Raw genomic sequence first — 24,202 nt, forward strand, 5'->3', positions numbered from 1 at the left:
CCACTCGTTAGGTCGCCTGCGATTGTGGCGTGCGTCTGACCTAGGTCAAGCTGGTCGACGTATCGGACTGATAGAGACAGCGTAAATCTCACCAGCGCCACGATCCGCGCCGCCCTATTGGCGGCACACGGATGCGGCCCATTCGCGGGGTCCTCTCTTGCGACGCTACAAAACGCTCGCCGTCACTTTCGCCCTTCTGGCTTGCCTCGCGGGCAACGGCTCAGCGGCAGCGGCGGATGCCGATGGCTTCGGCGCGAAGCTGCAGCAACTCTGGCAGAAACTCGGCGGCAAGCGTCTCCCCGATGGAATCTCGGCCACCAACGGCCGGATCGAGGCCGACGAAGTTCTCATTTCCGCCAAGCTCGCTGGACGCGTCTCGGACGTCCTCGTGAACGAGGGCGACACGGTCGATGCTGGCACCATCCTCGCGCGTATGGATACAAGCGAGCTGGATGCGGAGCTGGCCGGCGGCAATGCGCAGGTGCGCAAGGCGGAGACGGCGATCGCCGGCGCCGAGGCGGCGATCGCGCAGCGACAAAGCGAACTGACCCTCGCCAAGCAGGAATTCGATCGCGCCTCGACACTCAAGAACAAGGGCTTCGGCACCGATCAGGCGGTCGATCTGAAGCAGTCGACGCTCAATGTCGCGGAAGCCGCGCTCAACGCCGCCAGGGCGAGCCTTGATGAGGCCAATGCGGCGGCGGATGCAGCGCGTGCCGATGTGGCGCGCATTGCCTCGCTCATCGACGATTCCGTGCTGAAGGCGCCGCGCCGGGGCCGCGTCGAATACAAGCTCGTTCAGGCCGGCGAGGTCGTGGCCGCCGGTGCCCCCATCGTGACGTTGCTCGATCTTTCCAGCGTCTACATGACCGTGTTCGTGCCGGCGCGTGTGGCCGGCGTCCTCCAGGTCGGCGGGGAGGCGCGCATCGTGCTCGATCCGGCTCCGGACTATGTCGTCCCGGCGAACGTCTCCTTCGTCGCCGGCAGCGCCCAGTTCACGCCGAAGACGGTCGAGACCGACGACGAACGCGAGAAGCTGATGTTCCGCGTCAAGCTGCAGATCGCGCCGAGCCTGCTCCGGCAGTATGAGACCTACGTCAAGACCGGCGTGCGCGGCGTTGCCTATCTGCGCACCGATCCCGCCATCACCTGGCCGACCGAACTGGATGTGAAGCTCCCCAAATGACCGGATCGGCGATCCGTTTCGTCGGCGTCGAGCACCGCTATGGCAAGACGGCGGCGCTCGCCGGCATCGACATCGACGTTCCGGCGGGCGTCATGGCGGGGCTCATCGGTCCCGACGGCGTCGGCAAGTCGACGCTTCTCGGCATCATCGCCGGCGTGACACGCATCCAGAAGGGCAGCGTCCAGGTCCTCGGCTGCGACATGCGGCGGAGCGCCGAACGTCGGCAAGCCGGCGCCCGCATCGCCTATATGCCGCAGGGCCTCGGCCGCAATCTCTATCCAACGCTCAGTATTGAGGAGAACCTCGATTTCTTTGGCCGGCTCTTCGGCCAGGGCGCGGTGGAGCGCGCGGCACGGATCGACGAATTGCTGCGGGCCACGGGCCTCGCGCCGTTCCGCCAGCGACCGGCCGGCAAGCTTTCGGGTGGCATGAAGCAGAAGCTCGGCATCTGCGCCGCGCTGATCCACGATCCCGACCTCCTCATTCTCGACGAGCCGACGACCGGCATCGATCCGCTATCGCGGCGCCAGTTCTGGGAACTGATCGAGACGATGCGAACCCGCCGTCCGGGCATGAGCGTCATCGTCGCCACGGCCTATATGGAGGAGGCGGACCGCTTCGACTGGCTCGCCGCCATGCATGACGGCAAGATCATCGCCACCGGATCACCGGCCGATATCAAGGAAAAGACCGGCGCCGAGAGCCTGGAGCGGGCCTTCGTCGCGCTGCTGCCGGAGGCGATCCGGGCGGCGGACACGCCGCTGCCCGACTGGCCACGCAGCGAGACGGACGGCGCGATCGCGATTGAAGCCGACGGGCTGACGCGCCGCTTCGGCGACTTCACCGCCGTCGACCATGTGAGCTTCCGGATACGCAAGGGCGAGATCTTCGGCTTTCTCGGCTCGAACGGGTCAGGCAAGAGCACGACGATGCGCATGCTGACGGGCCTGCTGCCGGCGAGCGAGGGCGAGGCGAAGCTGTTCGGCGAGCCGCTCGACGCCAGCGACATGGAGACGCGCCGCCGCGTCGGCTTCATGTCGCAGGCCTTCTCGCTCTATGGCGAACTGACCGTGCGGCAGAACCTCGTGCTGCATGCCGAGCTGTTCCAGATTCCCATGGGCGAGATCGCGGCGCGGGTTGGCGAGATGCTCGACCGGTTCGATCTGCGCGCCGTCGCCGACCAACGCCCGGACAGCCTTCCGCTCGGCATGCGCCAACGCCTGCAACTCGCCGTCGCGATGGTCCACCGGCCGGAAGTCCTGATCTTGGACGAGCCCACATCCGGCGTCGACCCGGTCGCGCGCGACGGCTTCTGGCGCATCCTGATCGAGTTGTCGCGCAAGGAAGGGGTGACGATCTTCCTGTCCACCCATTTCATGAACGAGGCAGAACGTTGCGACAGGATCTCGCTGATGCATGCCGGCAAAGTGCTCGCCGTCGGCAGCCCGACCGAGCTGAAGGCCGAGCGCGGCATGGATTCGCTGGAAGACGTGTTCATCTCGGTGCTCGAACAGGCCGGCATGGGCAGCGGCGAAGAGGCCGATGACGGCGACGCGGCGAAGCACTATGAGCCGCCCAAGCTGCGCCGCTTCGATCGGCGCCGGCTCTTTGCCTATGCCTCGCGCGAATGGCTGGAGATCGTGCGCGATCCGGCGCGGCTCATCTTTGCCTTTGTCGGTCCGCTGCTGCTGCTCCTGACCTTCGGCTTCGGCATTTCCTTCGACGTCGAGCATCTGCGCTTCGCCGCTTTCGACCAGGACCAGAGTGCCGAGAGCCGCCAATTGCTGGAGAGCTTCCAGGGCTCGCGCTATTTCGACGAGCAGACGCCGATCACAGCGCCGGACCAGATCGACCAGCGGCTCAAGAGCGGCGACATCAACATCGCCGTAGAGATCCCTCCGGATTTCGGCCGCGACCTGCTGCGCGCGCGTCAGCCTGAAGTCGCGGTCTGGCTCGACGGCGCCATGCCATTCCGTGCCGAGACGACGCGCGGCTACGTCTCTGGCCTCGCACAGAGCTACCTCACGGACCAGATCGAGCGGCGTACAGGCAGCGCCACATCGCTCTATCCGATCCAGATCGAGACGCGATTTCGCTATAATCAGGCCTTCAAGAGCACCAATGCCATCGTGCCGAGCGTCATCGTGCTGGTGCTCGTCCTCATTCCCGCGATCATGACCGCGATCGGCATCGTCAAGGAGAAGGAAAGCGGCTCGATCAGCAATTTCCGGTCGACGCCGGTAACCAAGATCGAATTCCTTGTCGGCAAGCAACTGCCCTATGTCGGCATCGCCTTCGTGAATTTCCTGATGCTGGTGCTCGTCGCCCGCTTCCTGTTCGACGTACCGGTCAAGGGATCGTTCGCGATGCTGGCGGCGGCGACGCTCGCCTATGTGCTGGCGACGACCGGCTTCGGTCTCTTCGTCTCCAGCTTCGTTCGCAGCCAGGTCGCGGCGATCTTCGCCACCGCGATCATCGCGATTATACCTGCGGTCAATTTCTCCGGCCTGCTGGTTCCGGTCTCGTCGCTGTCGGGCAGCGGCCGGCTCATCGGCCTCGCCTTTCCGGCCGCCTGGTACCAGCCGATCAGCGTTGGCGCCTTCGCCAAGGGTCTCGGCCTCGCCGAACTCTGGCCCAATCTTCTCGTGCTCGTCGGCTTCGGCCTCTTCTTCATCGGCGCCTCGGTCGTGGCGCTGCGCAAGCAGGGGGCCTGAGCCATGGCCAGCCGCTCCATGAAGAGCCTTTCGGCCCGCATCGCGCGTATCTTCCGGCTCGGCGTCAAGGAACTCTACAGCCTGAAGGCCGACCCGGTCCTCCTGTTCCTCATCGTCTATGCCTTCAGCTTCGCCATCTATGCCGTATCGACCGGCGCCAAGATGGAGGTCGAGAACGCCGCCGTCGCCATGGTCGACGAAGATCGGTCACTGCTGTCGACACGGCTGCGCGACGCGATCCTCGCGCCCTATTTCAAGGAGCCGGTACTGATCGATGCCGATGCGATCGATGGGATGATGGACAGCGGCAAATATGTCTTCGTCATCGAGATCCCGCCGAACTTCGAGACGGACGCGATCGCCGGCAAGAAGCCGTCGCTGCAGATCAATATCGACGCGACCGCCATGTCGCAGGCCGGTAACGGTGCTTCCTACCTGCAATCGATCCTACTTCAGGAGGCGGTAACCGCGCTCAAGACGAGCGCCAGCCAGCCGATCGACCTCGTCGTCCGGGCGAAATTCAACCCCAATCTGGTCTCGGCCTGGTTCACCGCGCTGATGCAGGTCATCAACAATGTGACGATGCTGGCGGTGATCCTGACCGGCGCGGCGCTGATCCGCGAACGCGAACATGGCACGATCGAGCATCTTCTGGTCATGCCGGTGACGCCGGTCGAGATCATGCTGGCGAAGATCTGGGCCAATGGCCTCGTCATCATCGTGGCCGCGACCATTTCGCTGGTCGCGGTCGTCGAGCGGCTGCTTGGCGTTCCCGTGGCGGGCTCGCTGCCGCTCTTTCTCGCAGCCTCGACGATCTATCTGTTCTCCGTGACCTCGCTTGGCATTCTGATCGCCACGGCCTCGACGTCGATGGCGCAGTTCGGGCTCATCGTCATGCCAGTTCTGATCGTGATGGAGCTGCTATCGGGCAGCACGACACCGATGGAGAGCATGCCAGGCTGGTTGCAGACCATCATGCAGGCGGCTCCCTCGCCGCATTTCGTGTCGCTGTCGCAGGCGATCCTCTATCGCGGTGCCGGGCTCGACATCGTCTGGCCACAGATAGTCGCGCTCGTGCTCATCGGCGCCGTCTATTTCGCCCTGGCGACGCTGCGCTTCCGCAAGGCATTGCTGAGCGCCGGATAGACGATCGCCTCGCCGCTATGACTGCGGCCCGCCGCGCGAAGCCGGCGGCCCGAACCAGGCCAACGCCGCAACGACCGTCTCGTCGCCGACCTGCGAGAAGTCGTCGTAGAAACAGCCGATCGCACCGAACGGGCTTGGCGTCATCAGGCAGACCATGTCGTCGACCTCGCGACGGAGTTCGGCGATCATGTCCGGGGCTCCGACAGGGACGGCGAGCACCAGACGGGCAGGCTTCATCCGCCTCAACGCCGTGAGCGCCGCGCGGACCGTAGCTCCCGTTGCGATGCCATCATCGACAAGGATCACGGTGCGACCGGCAATCGGCGCATGAGCGCGTTCCCCGACATAGAGCCTTCGGCGACGGCCCAGTTCGGCGATCTCGCGCGCGGCGACTTCGTCGAACGCGGCCTGCGAGACATGAGCCGCGCGGATCGCGGCCTCGTTGCGGACGAGGATCGGCACTGGCGCGTCGGCGACGGCGCCCATCGCGAACTCCGGTTCCGACGGAAAACCGATCTTGCGCACCAGCAGCAGGTCGAGCTCCGCGCCCAGCGACGCCGCGATCTCCGCCGCGACCGGCACGCCGCCTCGTGGCAGGGCGAGGACCAGCGCGTCGCTGCCGGCGTAGGAGGTGAGCGCCGCGGCGAGGCGCCGGCCGGCATCCTGACGGTCATGGAAGCGTTGCATCTCCTCACCTCCCCGGCCCGCTCGTCGCGGGCCGTCACGCCTCCGGCACGTTGGCCTCCAGCTCCCTGAGCCAGACATCGGCGACGGCGTCTGAAGGCGCTCGCCAGTCGCCCCGAGGAGACAGCGACCCGCCGGACGAGATCTTTGGCCCGTTCGGCAGCGTCGAGCGCTTGAACTGATTGGCGAAGAAGCGCCTCAGGAACAGCTTCAGCCAATGGCGGATCTCGGCCAGCGAATAAGCGCGCTTGTCATCCGCCGGCAGATCGGCCGGCCAGCTGCCGGCCGACGCATCCTGCCAGGCGTGGTGGGCGAGGAAAGCGATCTTAGACGGGCGAAAGCCGTAGCGGGTCAAATAGTAAAGGTTGAAATCTTGCAGCGCGTAGGGTCCGACGATCTGCTGCGTCGACTGGATGGTCTGCCCGGCGGCGGTCGGCACCAGTTCCGGCGAGATCTCGGTGGCAAGGATAGCGTAGAGCACGTCGGCCGTCGCCGGATCGACATCGCCCGAGGCGGCGACGAAGCGAATCAGATGCTGGATCAGCGTCTTCGAGACCGAGGCGTTGACGTTGTAGTGCGACATGTGATCGCCGACGCCATAGGTGCACCAGCCAAGGCCGAGCTCGGACAGATCGCCGGTGCCGACGACGAGGCCGCGATTCTGGTTGGCGAGGCGGAAGAGATAATCGGTCCTCAAGCCCGCCTGCACATTCTCGAAGGTGACGTCATAGACCGGCTCGCCGTTCGAGAACGGGTGACCGAGATCGGTCAGCATCTGCCGCGCCGCCGGGCGGATGTCGATCTCCTCGGCCGTGACGCCGAGGGCGCGCATCAGCGACCAAGCATTCGACTTGGTCTCATCCGACGTCGCGAAGCCCGGCATCGTATAGGCAAGGACGTGGCTCGCATCATGGCCGAGCCGCTCCATGGCCCGGACGGCGACCATCAGCGCCTGCGTCGAATCGAGGCCACCCGAGACACCGATCACGGCCTTGTCGATTCCGGTCGATTCCAGCCGCTTGGCGAGGCCCTGGACCTGAATGTTGTAGGCCTCATAGCAATCGTCGCGCAGGCGGGAAGGATCGGACGGGACATAGGGAAAACGCTCGATCGCCCGCTCCAGCGCCACCGGCTCAGCCGGCGCCCTGAACGGAAATGCCACGAAGCGGAAGGGCGGCGCTCGCCCGAGCTCCTCGCGCACGCTGTCGCCATAGGTGTTGAGCCGCATCCGCTCCTGCCGCAGCCGGCCGAGATCGATATCGGCCGTTGCCTGCGTGGCGTTACGCGGAAACCGTTCGCTCTCGGCGAGGAGCACGCCGTTCTCGAACACTGCCGCCTGGCCATCCCAGGCGAGATCGGTCGTCGATTCCCCCGGACCCGCTGCCGAATAGGCATAGGCCGCCACCGTGCGCATGGACTGGCTGGCGCAGAGCAGGCGCCGCGCATCCGCCTTGCCGATGGTGATGTTGCTGGCCGAGAGATTGAGCAGCACCTCGGCCCCGGCCAGCGCGGCGCGCGTCGAGGGCGGCAGGGGAACCCAGACGTCCTCGCAGATCTCCATGTGGAAGGTGAAGGTCACCTCACCCTCGGCTCGGAACAGCAGGTCTATGCCGAAGGGAACCTTGTTGCCGGCAACGGAAATCTCGCGGCCAACGACACCGGTTCCCGGCGTGAAATGGCGCCGCTCGTAGAACTCGCGATAATTCGGCGGATAGGCCTTCGGCACGACGCCGAGGATACGGCCGCGATGGATGGCGACGGCCGTATTGTAGAGGCGGCCCCCGTCACGGAGCGGAGCACCGACGACGAGGACGGGAAAGAGGTCCTTCGAAGCCTCGGCAAGACGCGCCAGCCCCGCTTCGACGGCCTCCAGCAGCGCGTCCTGGAGCACGAGATCGTCGATCGAATAGGACGAGATGCCCAGTTCCGGGAACAGCATCACCGCCGTGCGCGACGCGTCGCCCGCCGCCGCTATGCGCAGCGTCTCGGCGACGGCGAAATCGGGATCGGCGACGGTGGCGCGCGGAACGCAGGCAGCGATCCGCAGGAAGTCGTGGCTGTAGAGGGAGGAGAAATGCTTCATTGCGGCCGCGTCTTAGGATGGCAGATCCGCGATGGCAGCAAGCCGTCGCGACGGCGCACCATAGCGCGCCGACCCGCCCCTGTCCCGGCCGGAAAGTCCCGTTCAGCGATAGACGAGAACGGGAATCGCCGAATGCGTCAGGACCTTCTGCGTCTCGCTGCCGATGACGAGCGCCGCGACGCCGCGCCGTCCATGCGAGGCCATGGCGACGAGGTCACAGCCACGCTCGACCGCCGCATCGATAATGGCGCGATAGGGCTCGTCCGTTTCCACCTGCACCCTGCCGACGGCGACACCGGCGGCCTCGGCCGCGGCCACGGCGCTGTCCAGATATCCACCGGCCGATTCTTTCGAAATACGCTCATACTCTTCCCGCGTATAGGCGAGCTGGTTGGCGTTGTCGGTCCAGATGTGGAAAGGCTCGACCGCGGTCAGGAACGTGATCCTGGCGCCGAGAGACTTGGCGAGCGCCACGGACTTCTCGATCGCCATGCCCGAGAGCGGCGATCCGTCTGTCGGCACGAGTATATGATGGAACATGCTTCTCCTCCCAGATGTCAGCACAAGGATAAGACGACGACCACGCGGAGCGTTGATCGAGATCAAGCCTTGAGCGGGCCGAGGCGGAAACGACCTGCCCACGCGCTGGGCTTGACAAGAAGCTGGGCAGATTGTCGAAATTGACCGGTTAGACAAAAGCTCGGCGCGGCCGGGCACGACCGCTCAATGCGGCATCCAGAAGGGAACACCACCATGGCCAATCGGATCTCCCGAAGGACCTTCCTGAAGGCTTCGGCCGCGGGAAGCCTCGTCCTCGCCGCGCCGCGGGCTTTCGCCGCCGAGAAGCTGAAGGTCGCCGGCATCCATGCTTCCCCGGTCGAGAATGCCTGGAATTCGCGCCTGCACGAGGCGCTGCTCGCCGCCGCCAAGGATGGCGTCATCGAATATACCTTCTCCGAAGGAGTCTCCGGGACCGATTATCCGCGCGCCATGCGCGAATATGCGGAAGCTGGCAACAAGCTGATCGTCGGCGAATCCTATGCCGTCGAGACCGAGGCGCGGCAGGTCGCGGCCGATTATCCCGGCACGGCCTTCCTTATGGGCTCGTCCGGCGGACCGGCCGGCGACAATTTCGGCACCTTCGGAACCTGGAACCACGAGGCGGCCTATCTCGCCGGCATGCTGGCGGCGCCGATGTCGAAGAGCGGAACCTTCGGCGCGGTCGGCGCCATCCCGATCCCCGAGGTCAACATCCTGATCAACGCCTTCCGGGCCGGCGTCAAGGAAGTGCGGCCGGACGCGAAATTCCTGAACGGCTTCATCGGCACGTTCTTCGATCCGCCCAAGGCGCGCGAGGCGGCGCTGGCACAGATCGACGCCGGCGCCGACATATTGTTCGGCGAGCGCATCGGCACCGCCGACGCCGCGAAAGAGAAGGGCATCAAATCCGTCGGCTCACTGCTCGACTACACGCCGCGCTATCCCGACACCGTCTTCGCCAATGCCATGTGGTATTTCCGGCCGATCCTCGACGCCGCGATCAAGGATACGCAGGCCGGCGCCAAGACGGGCAAGGACTACAGCCCGTTCTCGTTCATGAAGGAAGGCGGCAACGACATCATCTTCACCGAGAGCATGGTCGTGGCCGATTCCGTTCCGGCCATGCAGGCCAAGCGCGAGGCGATCAAGGCGGGCACCTTCACGGTTCCAGTCGATCCGGCCGAGCCGACCTGAGGCTTGGCGTCACAGACAAGAGGTTGACCGCCATCGGATTGTAGTCCCAGAACACTGTCATTGCCGGGCTTGACCCGGCAATCCAGACCTATTTTTTGGGGCTTGCTGAGTTGTCGACACACAGAGGATAGACTGGATTGCCGGGTCAAGCCCGGCAACGACAGCTTTCTGGTTTGTCAGGAATTCGCGCCTTGAGAGACACCCTGGATCCCGCCGATGGCGCCACGCTGGCTGCCTCAATCCGCTCCGGTGCGACATCGGCCGTCGCCGCGCTCGAAGCGGCGCTCGACCGCGCCGAGGCCGCCAAGGCCTATGGCGCCATTTCTCATCTCGCCGCCGATCTCGGCCGCGCCCAGGCGGAGGCGATCGACAAAGGCATCAAGTCCCGGCCAAAGCTCTATGGGTTGAAGCCGTTTCCCGGCGTTCCCTTCCTCATGAAGGATCTCGGCGTCGCCGCGGCCGGTCTGCCCATCGTGCTGGCCTCGGCATCGGTGCCGAGCGTCCCGCCGGAGAAGGACGACGAACTTGCCCGCCGGTTCAAGGCCGGCGGATTGGTGCCGTTCGGCATCACCACCGTTCCCGAATTCGGCCTCGCGATTTGGAGCGAACCGGCGATCGGGCCGATCGCGCGCAATCCGCTGGACCCGACGCGGACGCCGGGCGGCTCTTCCGGCGGCGCGGGTGCGGCGGTCGCCTCCGGAATCGTGGCGCTGGCGCATGCCTCCGACGCGGGCGGCTCGACCCGCGTGCCGGCCGCCTGCTGCGGTCTCGTCGGCTTGAAGGCGACGCGCGGCGCCACACCGGGCGGTCCCGATTTCAGCAATCATATCGGCGGGATCGCCGCCGAACTTGTCGTCAGCCGCTCGCTGCGCGACACGGCCTTGGCGCTCGACCATTTCTCCGGCCATGCCGAAGGCTATTTCCCCGATCCCGATCTCGACGGCCCGGTCGCGCCCAGACTGGATGAGCCGGTCCAACCGCTTCGCATCGGACTTTGCCTCGACGTCATCGACGGCAAGGCGATCGAGCCGGCGCGGCGCGAAGCGGTCCAGCATGCCGCCGATGTCCTCGCCGCCGCCGGTCACAGCATCCTGCCGCTGGACCCGGCCCGGCTGGCGCCGCTGGTGAGGAACGCCTCGCTCGTCTTCGACGTCATCATCTCGACCAACCTCGCCCGCAACATGCCGGACCTTGCCAAGGTCGAGCGGCTTTCGGCGGCCGTCGCACGGCGGGGGCTGGCGATGACCGCCCGCGACTATCAGCAGGCCGAAGTCGTCGCAGTGCGCACCGCCCACGCGCTGTGGCGGCTGTTCGACGAATTCGACGTCATCCTGACGCCGATGCTCTCCGGACCCCCGCTGAAGATCGGCGCCTATCCCTTCGACCATGACGATGTCGAACTGCAATGGCGGCGGATGAGCGATTTCGCGCCCTATGCCATGCTGGCCAACATCGCCGGTACGCCGGCCCTCAGCGTGCCGCATGGCCGGGACAGCGACGGCCTGCCCCTCCCCGTCCAGCTCATCGGGCCGATGGCCAGCGACGGCCTGCTGCTGCGCCTCGCCCGAATGCTGCAGCGCGCCGTACCCTGGTCGTTTGCGACGACGATCGCGGGGCTGCCGGACGATCGTCCGTGAACCCTCCTGTGCTCCAGCTCAAGGGCATTACGAAGCGCTTCGGTCCGCTGGTTGCCAATGACGACGTCTCGCTGGAACTTCGGCAGGGCGAATTGCTGGCCCTGCTCGGCGAGAACGGTGCCGGCAAGACGACGCTGATGAACATCCTGTTCGGCCACTACACCGCCGATGCGGGGACCGTCACCGCCTTCGGCCGCGAATTGCCGCCGGGCCGGCCCCGCGCCGCGATCGAGGCCGGCATCGGCATGGTGCACCAGCATTTCGCGCTGGCCGCCAATCTCTCGGTCATCGAGAACGTCATCGCCGGGACGGAACGGCTCTTTTCCTTCGGGCTCGACAAGCGCAAGGCACGCGCCAAACTGGCGGCATTGTCGGAGCGCTTCGGCCTCGCCGTCCATCCCGATGCCCGCCTCGGCGATCTCTCGGTCGGGGAACGCCAGCGCGTCGAAATCCTGAAATCGCTCTATCGCGACGCCAGGGTGCTGATCCTCGACGAGCCGACCGCCGTCCTCACCCACCAGGAGGCCGAGAAGCTCTATGCGACGCTGCGCGGCATGGCCAATGAAGGCCTGTCGCTGATCTTCATCTCGCACAAGCTGCACGAAGTCCTGGCCGCCGCCGACCGCGTCGTGGTGTTGCGCGGCGGCAAGGTCGTCGCCGAGCGCAAGGCGGGCGAGACCAGCCGCGAGGAACTGGCCGAACTGATGGTCGGCCGCCGCGTCGCCCGCCCGCATCGCGACCCACAGGCGCCGGGCGACATCGCGCTGAAGGCCGCCGGTGTCAGCGTCATGGCCGGCGGCGTCCGCCAGCTCTCCGAGGTGAGTTTCGAGGTGCGCGCCGGTGAAACGCTGGCCGTGATCGGTGTTTCCGGCAATGGCCAGTCGGCGCTGGGCCGGCTCGTCTCGGGCCTGGCCGTGCCGTCTTCCGGGCGGCTGGAATTCTTTGGCGAAGCCGTCGAGGCCATCTCGCCGCGCGATTTCGTCGAGCGCGGTATTGGCCGCATCCCGGAGGACCGCAACGCCGATGGCGCCATCGGCGAAATGGCGATCTGGGAGAACGCCGTGCTGGAGCGCATCGGCGAGCCCCGCTTCTCCACGCGCGGCCTCGTCCGCCGCGGCGAGGGGCGACATTTTGCGAGCGAGATCATCCGCCGCTTCGACGTGCGCGGTGGCGGACCCGATACCGCGACGCGGCTGCTGTCGGGCGGCAACATGCAGAAGCTGATTCTCGGTCGCAATCTGGTCAATTCGCCGCGCATCCTGATCGCGGCGCAGCCGACGCGCGGCCTCGACGAAGGCGCGGTTGCTGCGGTCCACGCCGAAATCCTCGCCGCCCGCCGAGCTGGCACCGCGGTCCTGCTGATCTCGGAAGACCTCGACGAAGTATTGCAACTCGCCGACCGGGTGCAGGCGATCGTCAAGGGCCGCCTGTCGCCGCCGATTCCCGTGGCGGAGGCCGACCCTCGCCGGCTCGGGCTGATGATGGCCGGCGTCTGGGAGGAGGCGGCCTGATGCGGCTCGAACGGCGCGCCCATGTCCCGCTCTCCCTCGTCGTCGCGGCGCCTGTCGGCGCCGTCCTCGCGGCGCTCGTCTTGGCCGGCATCCTGATCGCCATTGCGGGGGCGCCGGTGCTGGAAGCCTATCAGCGCATGTTCATCGGCGCCTTCGGCTCCAAGCTGTCGATCACCGAAACGCTGACGCGCACGACGCCGCTCATCCTGACCGGGCTTGCGGCAGCCGTCGCCTTCCGCGCCCGGCTCTGGAATATCGGCGCCGAGGGCCAGTTCTATGTCGGCGCGCTCGCCACCGCCGCGCTCGGCTCGAAATATGGCCTGCACCTGCCGCCGATCGCCGGTATCCCGCTGCTCATGCTGGCCGGCGCCGCCGCGGGCGCCGTGCTGCTGCTCATCCCGCTGGCATTGAGGCTGCGTTTCGGGGTCGACGAGGTGGTGACGACGCTGCTGCTCAATTTCGTCGCCCTGCTGTTCGTGTCGATGATGATCGAGGGACCGTTGAAGGACCCGCTCGCTTTCGGCTGGCCGCAATCGGTGCCGATCCTGGCCGATGCCGCCCTGCCGAAGCTGGTGCCGCGCTCGCGACTTCACATCGGATTGCTGATCGCCATCGGCCTCGCGATCGTGTTGTGGCTGGTCCAGGCCCGCACCCGTTTCGGCCTCGAGAGCCGCGCCGCCGGCCTCAATCCACAAGCCGCCCGCTTCGCCGGCGTCTCGATTACCGGCATATTGGTGCGCGTCGCCTGCCTTTCCGGCGGGCTCGCCGGGCTCGCCGGTGCGATCGAGGTGCTTGGCGTCAAGGCCTATGTGACGATCGACCTGTCGCCCGGCTTCGGCTATACCGGCATCGTCGTCGCCATGCTGGCAGGCCTGCATCCCCTCGGCGTCATTCTCGCGGCGGTCTTCGTCGCCACCATGTTCGTCGGCGCCGACGGCATGAGCCGGGCCATGGGCGTGCCGAGCTTCATCGCCGACGTCATCGTGTCGCTATCGCTGCTCACCATGCTGGTGGCGCTGTTCCTCGCCAGCTACCGGGTGCGGCGATGATGGACGCGCTCGACATCTTCGCCAGCGCCGGGCTATGGGCCGCCGTCTTGCGGATCGCGACGCCGTTGCTGTTCGGCACGCTGGGAGCGCTGATCTGCGAGCGGGCCGGCGTGCTCAATCTCGGCATCGAGGGCATCATGACCTTCGGCGCCATGATCGGCTGGATGACGGTCTATCAAGGCGGCGATCTCTGGCTCGGCATCCTCGCGGCGGCGCTGGGCGGCGCGGCCTTTGGATTGCTGCATGCGCTGCTGACGGTGCCGCTTGGCCTGTCGCAGCATGTCACCGGGCTCGGCATCACGCTGTTCGCGTCGAGCCTGACCTATTTCATCTTCCGCCTGAGCGTGCCCGTCTCCGGCTCGCCACCGACCATCGTGCCGTTCCAGGTCCTCCATATCCCGGGGCTGTCGGACCTGCCCTTCCTGGGCGAGGCACTGTTCAACCAGACGGCGCCGACCTATCTGGCCATCGCGCTTGCGATTATCCTCGCCTTCGCGTTGCAGCGGACACCGCTCGGCCTTGCGGTGCGCATCGTCGGCGAAAATCCGCATGCGGCCGAAGCGCAGGGCATCGACCCGATCCGCGTTCGCATCGCGGCCGTCGTCTTCGGCAGCGCGCTGATGGGCGTCGGCGGCGCGTTCCTGACGCTCTCCGCCTTCAACTCCTTCTTCCCGACCATGATCCAGGGCCGCGGCTGGGTCTGCATTGCGCTCGTCGTCTTCGCCTCGTGGCGACCGGAGCGCGCGCTGCTTGGCGCCCTGCTCTTTGCGCTCTTCGACGCCTACCAGCTGCGCCTGCAGCATGTCGTCGGCAAGGCCGTGCCGTACCAGCTCTTCCTGATGATCCCCTATCTGCTCTCAATTGCCGCCCTGCTCGTCATGGCCCGCCGCGCCCGCGTGCCGCAGGCGCTGATGCAGCCATTCCGACGGGGCGAGCGGTAAGGGGGCACGAGCTTGACCCGGCAGCCCTGATCGGGAGACAAAGGCCGTCCACTTTGGGCAGGAGTTTCGACGGCATGAAGAACCAGGCGGACCAAGCCTTTTTTCGACCGCTCTGGCGGCGCGTTGCCGTCGTCACGATGCTGGCCGTCTGGTTCGCCTTCGAGGCGCTCTATGTCCGCGAGCAGATGTGGCTCGTCATCATTGGCGGCACACTCGCCTATGCGGTGTGGAACTTCTTCCTGAACTGGACGGACGAGGCCCCGCCGCCGCCCCCGGGTCAGGGAACCTCGTAGAGCGCGCCTGCCGAATTGCGCAGCATGGCGCCGCTGAACTGGGGGTCGAAAGCCAACGGCGCGCTCGCACGAACGACATACCAGTCGACCCCGGCTGCCCTCAGCTTCGCATAGGCGGCAGGCAGAGTGGGGCTCGCGGCAACATCGCGCATAGTCGCCAGCCGGGCCTCGACGGTCGCTCCATTCGCGCCCGCCACTCGCCATGCTTCGCTCGGCCGCGAGACGTAGCATGGAACGGCGCTGATGCTCGCGATCTCGGCACACAGCTCGATGATCATCTCGGACGGCTCCAACGTGGCGACGGCCAGCGTCTGTCCAGGTCGCGCGGCCTCCCGGATGGCCAGAGCGATTGGCACGACGCCTGGATCGATTGGAACGCGGGAATAGCTGGCTGCCATCGCATTCTGCTTGCCGCGATCACCATAGCCGACAAAAACGGCGAATAGGCCGGACAGGATGATCAACGCAGTCGCGGCAACCGCGACGGTCCGAGTCGTCAGGACCTGGTCCCGGCCAAGCCCTACGATGCGGCACAGATAGGCCGACGCATAGATCGCCATGATGGCATAAAAGAAGATGAGCGGCCGATGCTGCAGCTCCGTGCTCGGCTCTGCAAAGGGCGTCGACGGCGCCAGGACCATCACTGCGATGTAAGACAGCGTCAGCGCCAGCGGAAAGATATCCGCCAGTTCCCAGCCAAAGCGGCGGACTTTCCAGAATAGCAGCAGCGGATAGACGACGATCAGGACGCCGACGATCTCAAGCAACGCCACAGCCACGCCGACCGCCACAGCCCACCGGGTACCGAGGGAAGCGACGAGGTTGGCAAAGAAATCAGGATGAAAGCTGGGACCGAGATAATCCAGCGCCACGGTGAGAAAGCGGACGACATTGGTGAAGGCGGCTATGCGGTCGCGAACTGGAGGCACGAAAAGGCATAGCAGGACTAATCCGGCCACGGCTGTCGCGAACAGGACCAGCGCCTGCCACGGACGGCGCCTCACCGCCGGCAGCGCCGCAAAGGCGGTTAGTGCGAGCGCCGGCATCATCAGCAGGATGAAATGGAATCGGAGCTGGGTGATGGCCGCCGTCAACGCGGCCGCCGTCGCCAGCATTCTCCGTCCTTCGCCATGTCGCCAGAAGCGGTCGAGGCACACCAGAGCGCCGCATGCGGCCGCAAGGCCGAAACCGGAACCCGGCGCCGCGATGAGCACCCCGTGGAAGCCGAAGAAACCCATTCCGGGGCCGTATTGCGACCCGTCCGGCAAAGCGAAGATGACGCCGAGCGCCAGCAATCCCGCCGCGCGCCCGCCGAGTGCGCCTGCGAGCGCATAGATCCCGACGCCCGCGATCAGGACCCCCAGCGGCACGAGGAGCGCTGATGTCGCCGCCAGTGGCGGTAGGCCGAGCAGGGCCATGACCGCCGCTACCGGCATGTAGTGCCCGTAATGATAGAAGGAGAGCCCGATATCGGACAGCATGAGATAGCCGCGGCCATAGGCGAGCGGATCGCCGAATTCGGCGATATGCGCAGCGTGCAATATGTCGTCGGAGAAGCCGACGAGGCGGCCGGTGTCGACGATCGATGGCAACGCCGCGACGATGTTGCGGCAGGCAAAGCCGGCGATGATCGCGATAGCTGCCAGCACGACCCAATCGGGAAAATCCGACAGACGGCCAGCTCTCGCAGCAGATCGCGGCGGGCGGACGATCGTGAGCGCGAATAGGATCAGCGCCCAGATCGCGAAGGCGTGAGGCGCATCAAGGCCGAAGACGAAATAGCCGAGAAGCTGCGCCGCCATCGTCGCGACGAGGCCGGCAATCCAGACGAGCGCTAGTCGTGCCGGCCAGACAGCGTCCGACGCCCAGGCGAGCCAGTGCTCGCCGGCGAGAACGACGATCATGGCGCCGGCAAAGATAACTCCGAGCTGCGGTAGAGAAGGCGCCGAGCCGGCCATTGTGAGCATCGCGGCCACAAACGCCGTCAGGATGGCGCCCGATGCCACCACCGATACCGCTAGCGGGCCGAGCAACGAGCGGCGATGCAACGCCTCACCATCGCCTGACCGAATGGTCGGTGCCCCGGACGATGGCGAGGCCGTCATCGCACCTCCTCCCGGCCCAGATGCGATCCCGCCCATAAGCAGCCCCCGGGCGGGGCCGGGAATGCCCCGAGACGGCGGGTCAAGGCTCAGACCATGACCGCATCAAGCATCGCCCGATAATCTTCCGCGCTCGCGACCCTTGGATTGGTGGCGTGGCTGTGATCGGCAAGTGCCCGCTCTACGATCATCGGCAGCACGCTTTCCGGAACGCCGAGGGTGGCCAAGCCCGCCGGAATGCCGATGCGGCGGTTGAGCGCCTCGACCTCGGCAGCTAGGTCCGCGTCCCTCGGCAAGCCAAAGGCCTCCGCAAGGCGGGCGATGCGATCCGGCACCGTCCCGGCATTGAAGCGCAACACCGGCGGCAGCAGGATGGCGTTGAGCGTGCCGTGATGCAGGCTCGGGCTTTTGAGGCCGCCTAGCGCGTGGCTCAGCGCATGCACCGCACCGAGGCCCTTCTGGAAACCCAGCCCCCCCTGCAACGCGCCCATCAGCATCTCGGTGCGGGCGTCGAGGTCGGATCCGTCTGCGACAGCGCGCTCGATGTTGCGCCAGATCCGGGCCGCGCCATCGACCGCGATGGCGTCGGCAGGCGGATTGTAGCGGGGCGACAGATAGACCTCGATCCCGTGCGAAAGCGCGTCCATCCCGGTAGCAGCCGTCAGGAACGGCGGCAGGCCGAGCGTCAGCTCGGGGTCACAGATGGCGCGTTTCGGAATTAGGTGCGGCGAGATAAAGCCGAGCTTCTCGCCATTTTCCAGCGTCAGCAACGCCGCACGGCCGACCTCGGCACCCGTGCCGGCGGTCGTCGGGATCGCGACCAGTGGCGGTACAGGCCCAATCCGCGCGATGCCGCCATAGATCGCAGCATAAGAGCCAAGTTGGCCGGCGTGGGTCGACAGCAGCGCCGCGCCTTTGGCCAGATCGATCGAGGAGCCGCCGCCAACGGCGATGAGGCCGTCGCAGCCATCGTTGAACATCGCTGTCGCGGCCCGAACCGCCGCTTCGGTCGGGTTCGGCGGGACGTCGAGAAAGGCCGGCGTCCCGGCCGGCAGCAATGCCTTCACCCGGTCGAGCAGCCCGCTCGCGGCCAACCCCCGGTCGGAAATAAGCAGCGGGCGCTTGATGCCGAGCGCCTCGATCGTCGCCGGCAGCGTCGCAAGGACACCGGGACCGAACTCGACCTGCGTCAGATAGGTAATCGTCGCCAAGGTTTCCTCCCAATAGGCAGCTGGCTTCAGTCGGCGAGGCGCCGGCCGAGCCATTCGTGGATTCCCTCGAAGACAAGATCGACCGAGTCGAGGCCCAGATCCGTACTCAGGAAACCGTGATTGACGCCGGCAACTTCGACGAGCGTCGACGATCGGCCAAGATCGCCGAGACGGATCGCGAAAGCACGGCCCTCGTCGTGGAGCACATCCCGCTCGGCCAGCACCGTATAGGTCGGTGGCAGCCCCGCGAGTTCCTCGACCAGGGCGGGAGACGCATAGGCGTCGTGGCGGCGCTCGCGGGCGCAATAAAGGTCGACGAACCATTCGACATCGCGTGTCGTCAGGCCAGACGATCCGTCGCCAAAGGCGCGATAGCTCGGATAGTCGCCGACCGCGACGAGATCCATCATCGGATAAAAGGGCACGAGTGCGCGGAGCGCCGGGCCGCCCTCGTCGCGGGCCCGCAACGCGGTCGCAATCGCGAGCATGCCACCGGCACTGTCACCGGCCAGCGCCAGCCGTGTCGGATCGCCGCCGATCGAAGCGCCTTCGCTCGCCGCAAAGCGGAGTGCGGACCAGCCGTCGTCCGTGGCCGCCGGATAGGGATGTTCCGGCGCGAGGCGGTAATCCACGGACAGCACCAGAAGATCCTGCCCGCGGCAGAAGCGGCGGCAAACGATGTCATGCGAGTCGAGATTGCCGAGCACGAAACCGCCGCCATGGAAATAGACGAGGATCGGCAACGGACCCTCCTTGGCGCCGTCGCGATAGACGCGGACGGGTATCGGACCGCCCTCGCCCGGAATCGTCCGGTCCTCGGTAACGACGCCGTCGCCATAGCCGCCGGCCGGCAGGGGTCGCGCCGCGAGGAAGCGCCGCTTGCTTTCCGCGATCGGCAACTCGCCAAGCGCCGGCTGGCGGTTCCGCTCCTCGACCGATGCCTGCAATTTCGGATCGAGCGGCAACGAGCGGACGCCGCTCGGGACGAGGATCTCTTCGAACAAGGTCGTGTTTCCTGAGGCGGGAGTCGGAGAGCGGGAGAGGCTTTATCGGCGATTTTCCGGCGCCGGGGAATAGGCCGATCTTCGAACGGAAGCGAACGCCGAACAGACGGAGCTGTGGCGCACGAGCATCCTCGACCGAAAAAACGGTGCCTGCGACTAAAATGATGCGGATCCCGACTGTTTCTCCTCTGCGCCTGGCTTGATGCTGGTGTCAGTGTCCGGCAGAACGCAACGAACCGCCGCAATCAGGCCCCTGCCCCATGCATCTTGCCGCTGACGGCATCCAGACCCGGCAGCTTCGCCCGCCGATCCCCAGGAGCAGCCCGGCGTACAAGCCGCACATTGACGGGCTTAGAGCCATCTCGATCGCCGCGGTGCTCGGCTTTCATGCCGGCGTACCGGGCCTTGGCGGCGGATTTGTCGGCGTCGACATCTTCTTCGTCATCTCGGGCTTCCTGATCATCAATCAGATCGTGGATGCCCTGGAAGACGGGCGCTTCTCGATCTTCGATTTCTATGCACGCCGTGCCCTACGCATCCTGCCGCCCTATCTGCTGGTTCTGCTCGTCACGCTCGCCATCGGCCTCGTTCTGATCCGCTCGCCGCGCGATCTCGACAATTTCACGGGCTCGGTCGTCGCAGCCCCGATCTTCCTCACCAACATCTTCTTCCTGAAAAAGAGCGGCTATTTCGATGTCGGCGCCACGGAGCGGCCTTTGCTGCACACATGGTCGCTTTCGGTCGAGGAACAGTTCTATCTGATCGCGCCGGTGCTGCTCTTCGGTCTCTATTGGCTCGCCCGGCGGCGGAACGGGAGCCTGACGATCCTGTTGGCGGTCGCCGGCGCGCTGATCGCGGCGGCAAGCCTTGTCGGCGCGATCCGCCTGACACCGCCGGACAATCACCCGATCGTCGCCGATCCAAATCCGGCCTTCTTCCTGACCCAGTGGCGCGCCTGGCAATTCGTGGCCGGCGGAGCGATTGCGCTCGTCGTCGATGCGGTTCGCTGGCGGCCCAGACGGGTCGGATCGATGGCAGGCCTTGCCGGCATGGTCCTGCTCGCGCTTTCCATCGGCCTCATCGGGCTCGAATGGCTCGGCGTCCGTATCGGCCTTTATGAGCGCGTGTCGGGCTATCCGGGCGTCGCCGCCCTGCTGCCGACGCTTGGTGCCTGTCTGGTTATTGGAGGCGGACTTCTAGCGCCGGGCTCGCTGGTGGCCCGCTGGCTGTCGCTCCGGCCGCTCGTGTTCATCGGCCGCATCTCCTATGCGCTATACCTTTGGCATTGGCCGCTGCTCGTCTTCGCCAAGATGCTGCCGCTCGACCTCTCGGTACCGTTCGTCCGAGCTATGGCGCTCGGCCTCGCGGTCGGGCTCTCGGTCGCCACGCATTACGCGCTGGAGCGGCCGATCGCGACGTGGCGGCAGCGACCGCGCCTTCGCACCGATGCCGGATTCGCGTTTCGGATCGTCGGCGCCGGCGTCATCGGCTGCGCCCTGCTCGCTACCCTGGGCGGCTTCGCGGCCGGGATTGCGCTTTCGCGTGCGAACGAGAACCCGCTCCTTGCCGGCGTCAAGGCGGCGAATGTCCAGGGCGCCGGTTCCTGCCTGGACGCCACTGGACCGAAGGCGGCGTCCTGCTTCGACGGCAGCCAGCCGATCGGCGTTCTCGTCGGCGATTCGGAGGCCTACGCGCTGCTGCCGCGGATCGATTTCGAGGCAGGGAGAAACGGGGCGCGCCTCTTCGCCTTTACCGTTCCGGGCTGCAACCCGCTGCATCTTCTCTCGGATCCAGCCTATGCAGCGAAAACGCCTTTCTGTCAGGGGCTTCTACCCAAGATGGAGATGATGGCGGATCTGGACGGCAAGGCGGAGTTCGCCATCTTCCAGGCTCTCTGGAACTCGATGCTGGCCCATTCCCAGCCCGGCCAGACGGACATTGAGAATGATTTCCGGCAAAGGCTGTCGCGATTGCTGACCACATTCGCCGGAGCGGGCCAGCGCCGCATCCTGATCATCGGACCGATCCCGCAGCTTCGCGTACCCGACCCCTTTACGTGCGTGGACCTCGCCCGCACGCTTGGCTTGTCGGTCGACCGATGCGGCGTCCCAAGACAGGAGGTCGATGCCGCGCGTCGCCGGCCGCTCGAAATCCTTAGGGAGGTTGCAGCCGGGCTGCCGAATGCGCGTGTCGTCGACCCGACGGAAATATTCTGTGACGAGCGCATCTGCTTGCCGAATCAGGATGGCGCCATCGTCTACATGGACCCAGGCCATCTGAACGATCTCGGCGCCAAGCTTCTCTACGACCACTTCCGCTCCGATTTCGAATGGGCCTTCCGCGGCTGAAGCACCGCGCGGAATGGTTCGACGAAGGCCACCTTTTTCGGCTAGCTTTCGCCATCCACAATCAGGTGATGGAGGATCGCCCGTGTCGGAAGCCGAACCCAGCCGGGAAGCCATGCTGGCGGAGTTGGAGCGCAAGGTGCTCTGGCTCGCCGCCTGGACGATCCACAACGCCAATCACCTCCGCGATGAGCAGGAAGGCATCAAGATCGGTGGCCACCAGGCCTCGTCCGCCTCGCTCGCGACCATCCTGACGGCGCTCTATTTCGGCGTGTTGCGGCCGCAGGACCGTGTCGCGGTCAAGCCGCATGCGAGCCCGATCTTCCATGCGATCCAGTATCTTCTCGGCAAGCAGAGCCTGGAGAAGCTTCAAAACTTCCGGGCCTACAAGGGCGCGCAGAGCTATCCCTCGCGCACCAAGGACACGGACGACGTCGATTTCTCGACCGGCTCGGTCGGCCTCGGCGTGGCGCAGACGCTCTTCTCCTCTCTGGTGCAGGACTATGTCCGCGCCCACGGCTGGGCCAAGGACCGGCCGGAGGGCCGCATGGTCGCGCTGGTCGGTGATGCAGAGATGGACGAGGGCAACATCTTCGAGGCCCTGCTCGAAGGCTGGAAGCACGGCCTGCGCAACACCTGGTGGATCGTCGACTACAACCGCCAGAGCCTCGACGCCGTGGTACGCGAAGGCCTTTGGCAGCGCTTCGAGGCGATCTTCGCCAATTTTGGCTGGGACGTCGTCATCCTGAAATATGGCGTTCTGCTCGAAGCCGCCTTCAAGGAGGACGGCGGCGAGCGGCTGCGGGACTGGATCGACAATTGCCCCAACCAGCTCTATTCGGCGCTCTGCTTCCAGGGCGGCGCGGCGTGGCGGAAGCGCCTGCTCGACGATCTCGGCGACCAGGGGCCGGTGACGGCGCTGATCGAGCGGCGTTCCGACGCCGAGCTCGCGAAGCTCATGACCAATCTGGCCGGCCATGACCTGCCGAGCCTGCTGGAGGCGTTCGAGAAGGCCGGGAGCCATGACCGGCCAACCTGCTTCATCGCCTATACGATCAAGGGCTTCGGCCTGCCGCTCGCCGGCCACAAGGACAATCACGCCGGGCTGATGACGCCGGCCCAGACCGAAACGCTGCGCGAGGCGATGGGCGTGCGCCCGGGCCAAGAATGGGACCGCTATGAGGGGCTTGGCGTCGCCCCGGCCGCGCTCGACCGTTTCGTGGCAGAGGTGCCGTTCGCGGCGCGCAAAGCAGGCGAGCCGGCGCCCCATATCGAGGTGCCGGCCAGACTCGCCATGCCCGGCCAGCCGGGCAAGCCACTCTCGACGCAGGCCGGCTTCGGCCAGATCCTGAACGAGATCGGGCGCGAGGCGAATGATTTCTCGGACCGCATCGTCACGACGTCGCCCGACGTCACCGTCTCGACCAATCTCGGGCCGTGGGTCAACCGGCGCGGCCTGTTCGCGCTCGAAAGCGTCGCCGATCTCTTCAAGGCCGAGCGCATCCCCTCGACCTTCAACTGGGACTTCTCGCCCAAGGGCCAGCATCTGGAACTCGGCATCGCCGAGATGAACCTGTTCCTGATGCTGTCGGCGCTGGGGCTCAGCCATGCGATCCATGGCGAGCGGCTGCTTCCGGTCGGCACGCTCTATGATCCGTTCATCTATCGCGGCGCCGATGCGCTCAATTATGCCTGCTACCAGGATGCGCGCTTCATCCTCGTTGCGACGCCGTCCGGCGTGACGCTGGCACCGGAGGGCGGGGCGCATCAATCGATCGGCACGCCGTTGATCGGCATGGCGCAGGACGGGCTCGCCGCCTTCGAGCCGGCGTTCGTTGATGAACTATCGACAATCCTCCGCTTCGCCTTCGACTATATCCAGCGGAATGGCGACGGCGATGCCGACGAGCGCACCTGGCTGCGCGACCAGACGGGCGGATCGGTCTATCTGCGCCTCTCGACGCGGCCGATCGAGCAGCCGGGCCGCACCATTGACGCGACGCTGGCGCGCGAGATCGTCGACGGCGCCTATTGGCTGCGTGAGCCGGGGCCGAACGCCGAGCTCGTCATCGCCTATCAGGGCGCGGTGGCGCCCGAGGCGATCGCGGCGACCGGGCTGCTCGCCGAGGACCGGCGCGATATCGGCCTGCTGGCCATCACCTCGGCCGACCGACTGAACGCCGGCTGGACCGCCGCCGGGCGCGCGCGCGAACGCGGCCTCGTCCATGCGCGCTCGCATGTCGAGCGTCTGTTCGAGAAGCTTCCCGCCCATTGCTCGCTCGTCACGGTGATCGACGGGCATCCGGCGACGCTGGGCTGGCTCGGCTCGGTCGGAGGACACCGGACGCGTTCATTGGGCGTCGAGCATTTCGGCCAGACCGGTACGATCGCGGACCTCTACCGCCATCACGGCATTGACGCTCAGTCGATCGCACGTGCCGCCTCGGCGCTGGCGCCACACCAGCCGGTGCGGCATTTGAAGCCGGCGTCGTGACGTGCATGGCGGCGCATGACGGGCGGATATAGGCTTGGAAGCGGCGCTCGCCGGGCTCTGTTCCCTCG

Annotated in this window: 17 protein-coding genes; 11 read left to right on the plus strand and 6 right to left on the minus strand. The window is 66.3% G+C overall.

All coding sequences use genetic code 11. The features are described from left to right. The first annotated feature begins 157 nt into the window (after positions 1-157). The 3 genes from OSH05_RS03760 to OSH05_RS03770 are packed head-to-tail and all read left to right on the plus strand — an operon-like array spanning position 158 to position 5,046. On the plus strand, positions 158-1,186 hold the full coding sequence (locus tag OSH05_RS03760) for an HlyD family secretion protein (RefSeq protein WP_407660343.1): 1,029 nt from the start codon (positions 158-160) through the stop codon (positions 1,184-1,186). Then, positions 1,183-3,900: a ribosome-associated ATPase/putative transporter RbbA gene (gene rbbA, locus OSH05_RS03765; protein ID WP_104217508.1), complete on the plus strand. Its 2,718-nt coding sequence runs from the start codon at positions 1,183-1,185 to the stop codon at positions 3,898-3,900. Before OSH05_RS03760 ends, rbbA begins: the two co-directional genes overlap by 4 nt. A 3-nt stretch (positions 3,901-3,903) precedes the next feature. Then, positions 3,904-5,046: an ABC-2 transporter permease gene (locus OSH05_RS03770; RefSeq protein WP_104217507.1), complete on the plus strand. Its 1,143-nt coding sequence runs from the start codon at positions 3,904-3,906 to the stop codon at positions 5,044-5,046. Positions 5,047-5,061: 15 nt separating this feature from the next. On the opposite strand, the gene OSH05_RS03775 is transcribed toward OSH05_RS03770, so the two are convergent. The 3 genes from OSH05_RS03775 to OSH05_RS03785 all read right to left on the minus strand — a co-directional run bounded on the left by OSH05_RS03775 (position 5,062) and on the right by OSH05_RS03785 (position 8,353). Then, positions 5,062-5,733: a phosphoribosyltransferase gene (locus OSH05_RS03775; protein WP_104217506.1), complete on the minus strand. Its 672-nt coding sequence runs from the start codon at positions 5,731-5,733 to the stop codon at positions 5,062-5,064. 34 nt (positions 5,734-5,767) lie between these two features. Beyond that, positions 5,768-7,813, minus strand: coding sequence for an NAD(+) synthase (locus OSH05_RS03780; RefSeq protein WP_104217505.1), 2,046 nt, complete (start codon positions 7,811-7,813; stop codon positions 5,768-5,770). Positions 7,814-7,915: 102 nt separating this feature from the next. Then, positions 7,916-8,353 (minus strand): universal stress protein, encoded by a 438-nt coding sequence (locus OSH05_RS03785; protein ID WP_104217504.1) that lies wholly within the window; start codon positions 8,351-8,353, stop codon positions 7,916-7,918. 213 nt (positions 8,354-8,566) lie between these two features. Between OSH05_RS03785 and OSH05_RS03790 the strand changes: the two genes are divergently transcribed. The 6 genes from OSH05_RS03790 (at position 8,567) to OSH05_RS03815 (ending at position 14,978) form a co-directional block, all read left to right on the plus strand. After that, positions 8,567-9,547: a BMP family protein gene (locus tag OSH05_RS03790; RefSeq protein ID WP_104217503.1), complete on the plus strand. Its 981-nt coding sequence runs from the start codon at positions 8,567-8,569 to the stop codon at positions 9,545-9,547. A gap of 191 nt (positions 9,548-9,738) precedes the next feature. Further along, positions 9,739-11,184 carry an amidase gene (locus OSH05_RS03795; RefSeq protein WP_266352043.1) on the plus strand — a complete coding sequence of 482 codons (1,446 nt, stop codon included), beginning with the start codon at positions 9,739-9,741 and terminating at the stop codon, positions 11,182-11,184. Beyond that, positions 11,181-12,695 carry an ABC transporter ATP-binding protein gene (locus OSH05_RS03800; RefSeq protein ID WP_104217502.1) on the plus strand — a complete coding sequence of 505 codons (1,515 nt, stop codon included), beginning with the start codon at positions 11,181-11,183 and terminating at the stop codon, positions 12,693-12,695. Before OSH05_RS03795 ends, OSH05_RS03800 begins: the two co-directional genes overlap by 4 nt. Then, positions 12,695-13,744: an ABC transporter permease gene (locus OSH05_RS03805; protein WP_104217501.1), complete on the plus strand. Its 1,050-nt coding sequence runs from the start codon at positions 12,695-12,697 to the stop codon at positions 13,742-13,744. Before OSH05_RS03800 ends, OSH05_RS03805 begins: the two co-directional genes overlap by 1 nt. Next, a complete protein-coding gene (locus OSH05_RS03810; RefSeq protein ID WP_104217500.1) occupies positions 13,741-14,685 on the plus strand; it encodes an ABC transporter permease in 945 nt (314 codons plus the stop codon). Before OSH05_RS03805 ends, OSH05_RS03810 begins: the two co-directional genes overlap by 4 nt. A gap of 74 nt (positions 14,686-14,759) precedes the next feature. Next, positions 14,760-14,978 (plus strand): hypothetical protein, encoded by a 219-nt coding sequence (locus tag OSH05_RS03815; protein WP_104217499.1) that lies wholly within the window; start codon positions 14,760-14,762, stop codon positions 14,976-14,978. Here OSH05_RS03815 and OSH05_RS03820 read toward each other — a convergent pair. The 3 genes from OSH05_RS03820 to OSH05_RS03830 form a co-directional block, all read right to left on the minus strand. Beyond that, positions 14,963-17,083 (minus strand): hypothetical protein, encoded by a 2,121-nt coding sequence (locus OSH05_RS03820; RefSeq protein WP_104217498.1) that lies wholly within the window; start codon positions 17,081-17,083, stop codon positions 14,963-14,965. The genes OSH05_RS03815 and OSH05_RS03820 overlap by 16 nt on opposite strands. Positions 17,084-17,169: 86 nt before the next feature. Continuing rightward, positions 17,170-18,291 (minus strand): iron-containing alcohol dehydrogenase, encoded by a 1,122-nt coding sequence (locus tag OSH05_RS03825; RefSeq protein WP_104217698.1) that lies wholly within the window; start codon positions 18,289-18,291, stop codon positions 17,170-17,172. 26 nt (positions 18,292-18,317) lie between these two features. Next, on the minus strand, positions 18,318-19,295 hold the full coding sequence (locus OSH05_RS03830) for an alpha/beta hydrolase (protein ID WP_104217497.1): 978 nt from the start codon (positions 19,293-19,295) through the stop codon (positions 18,318-18,320). Between the two features lie 260 nt (positions 19,296-19,555). On the opposite strand from OSH05_RS03830, the gene OSH05_RS03835 reads away from it, so the two are divergent. After that, the gene (locus OSH05_RS03835; protein ID WP_104217496.1) at positions 19,556-21,643 is read left to right on the plus strand and encodes an acyltransferase family protein; all 2,088 of its coding nucleotides are present in this window, start codon (positions 19,556-19,558) and stop codon (positions 21,641-21,643) included. 112 nt (positions 21,644-21,755) lie between these two features. Beyond that, complete coding sequence (locus OSH05_RS03840) at positions 21,756-24,134, plus strand: transketolase (RefSeq protein WP_104217697.1); 2,379 nt, start codon at positions 21,756-21,758, stop codon at positions 24,132-24,134. Positions 24,135-24,202 lie beyond the last annotated feature (68 nt).

Source organism: Kaistia algarum (genome assembly GCF_026343945.1).
Lineage (GTDB): Bacteria > Pseudomonadota > Alphaproteobacteria > Rhizobiales > Kaistiaceae > Kaistia > Kaistia algarum.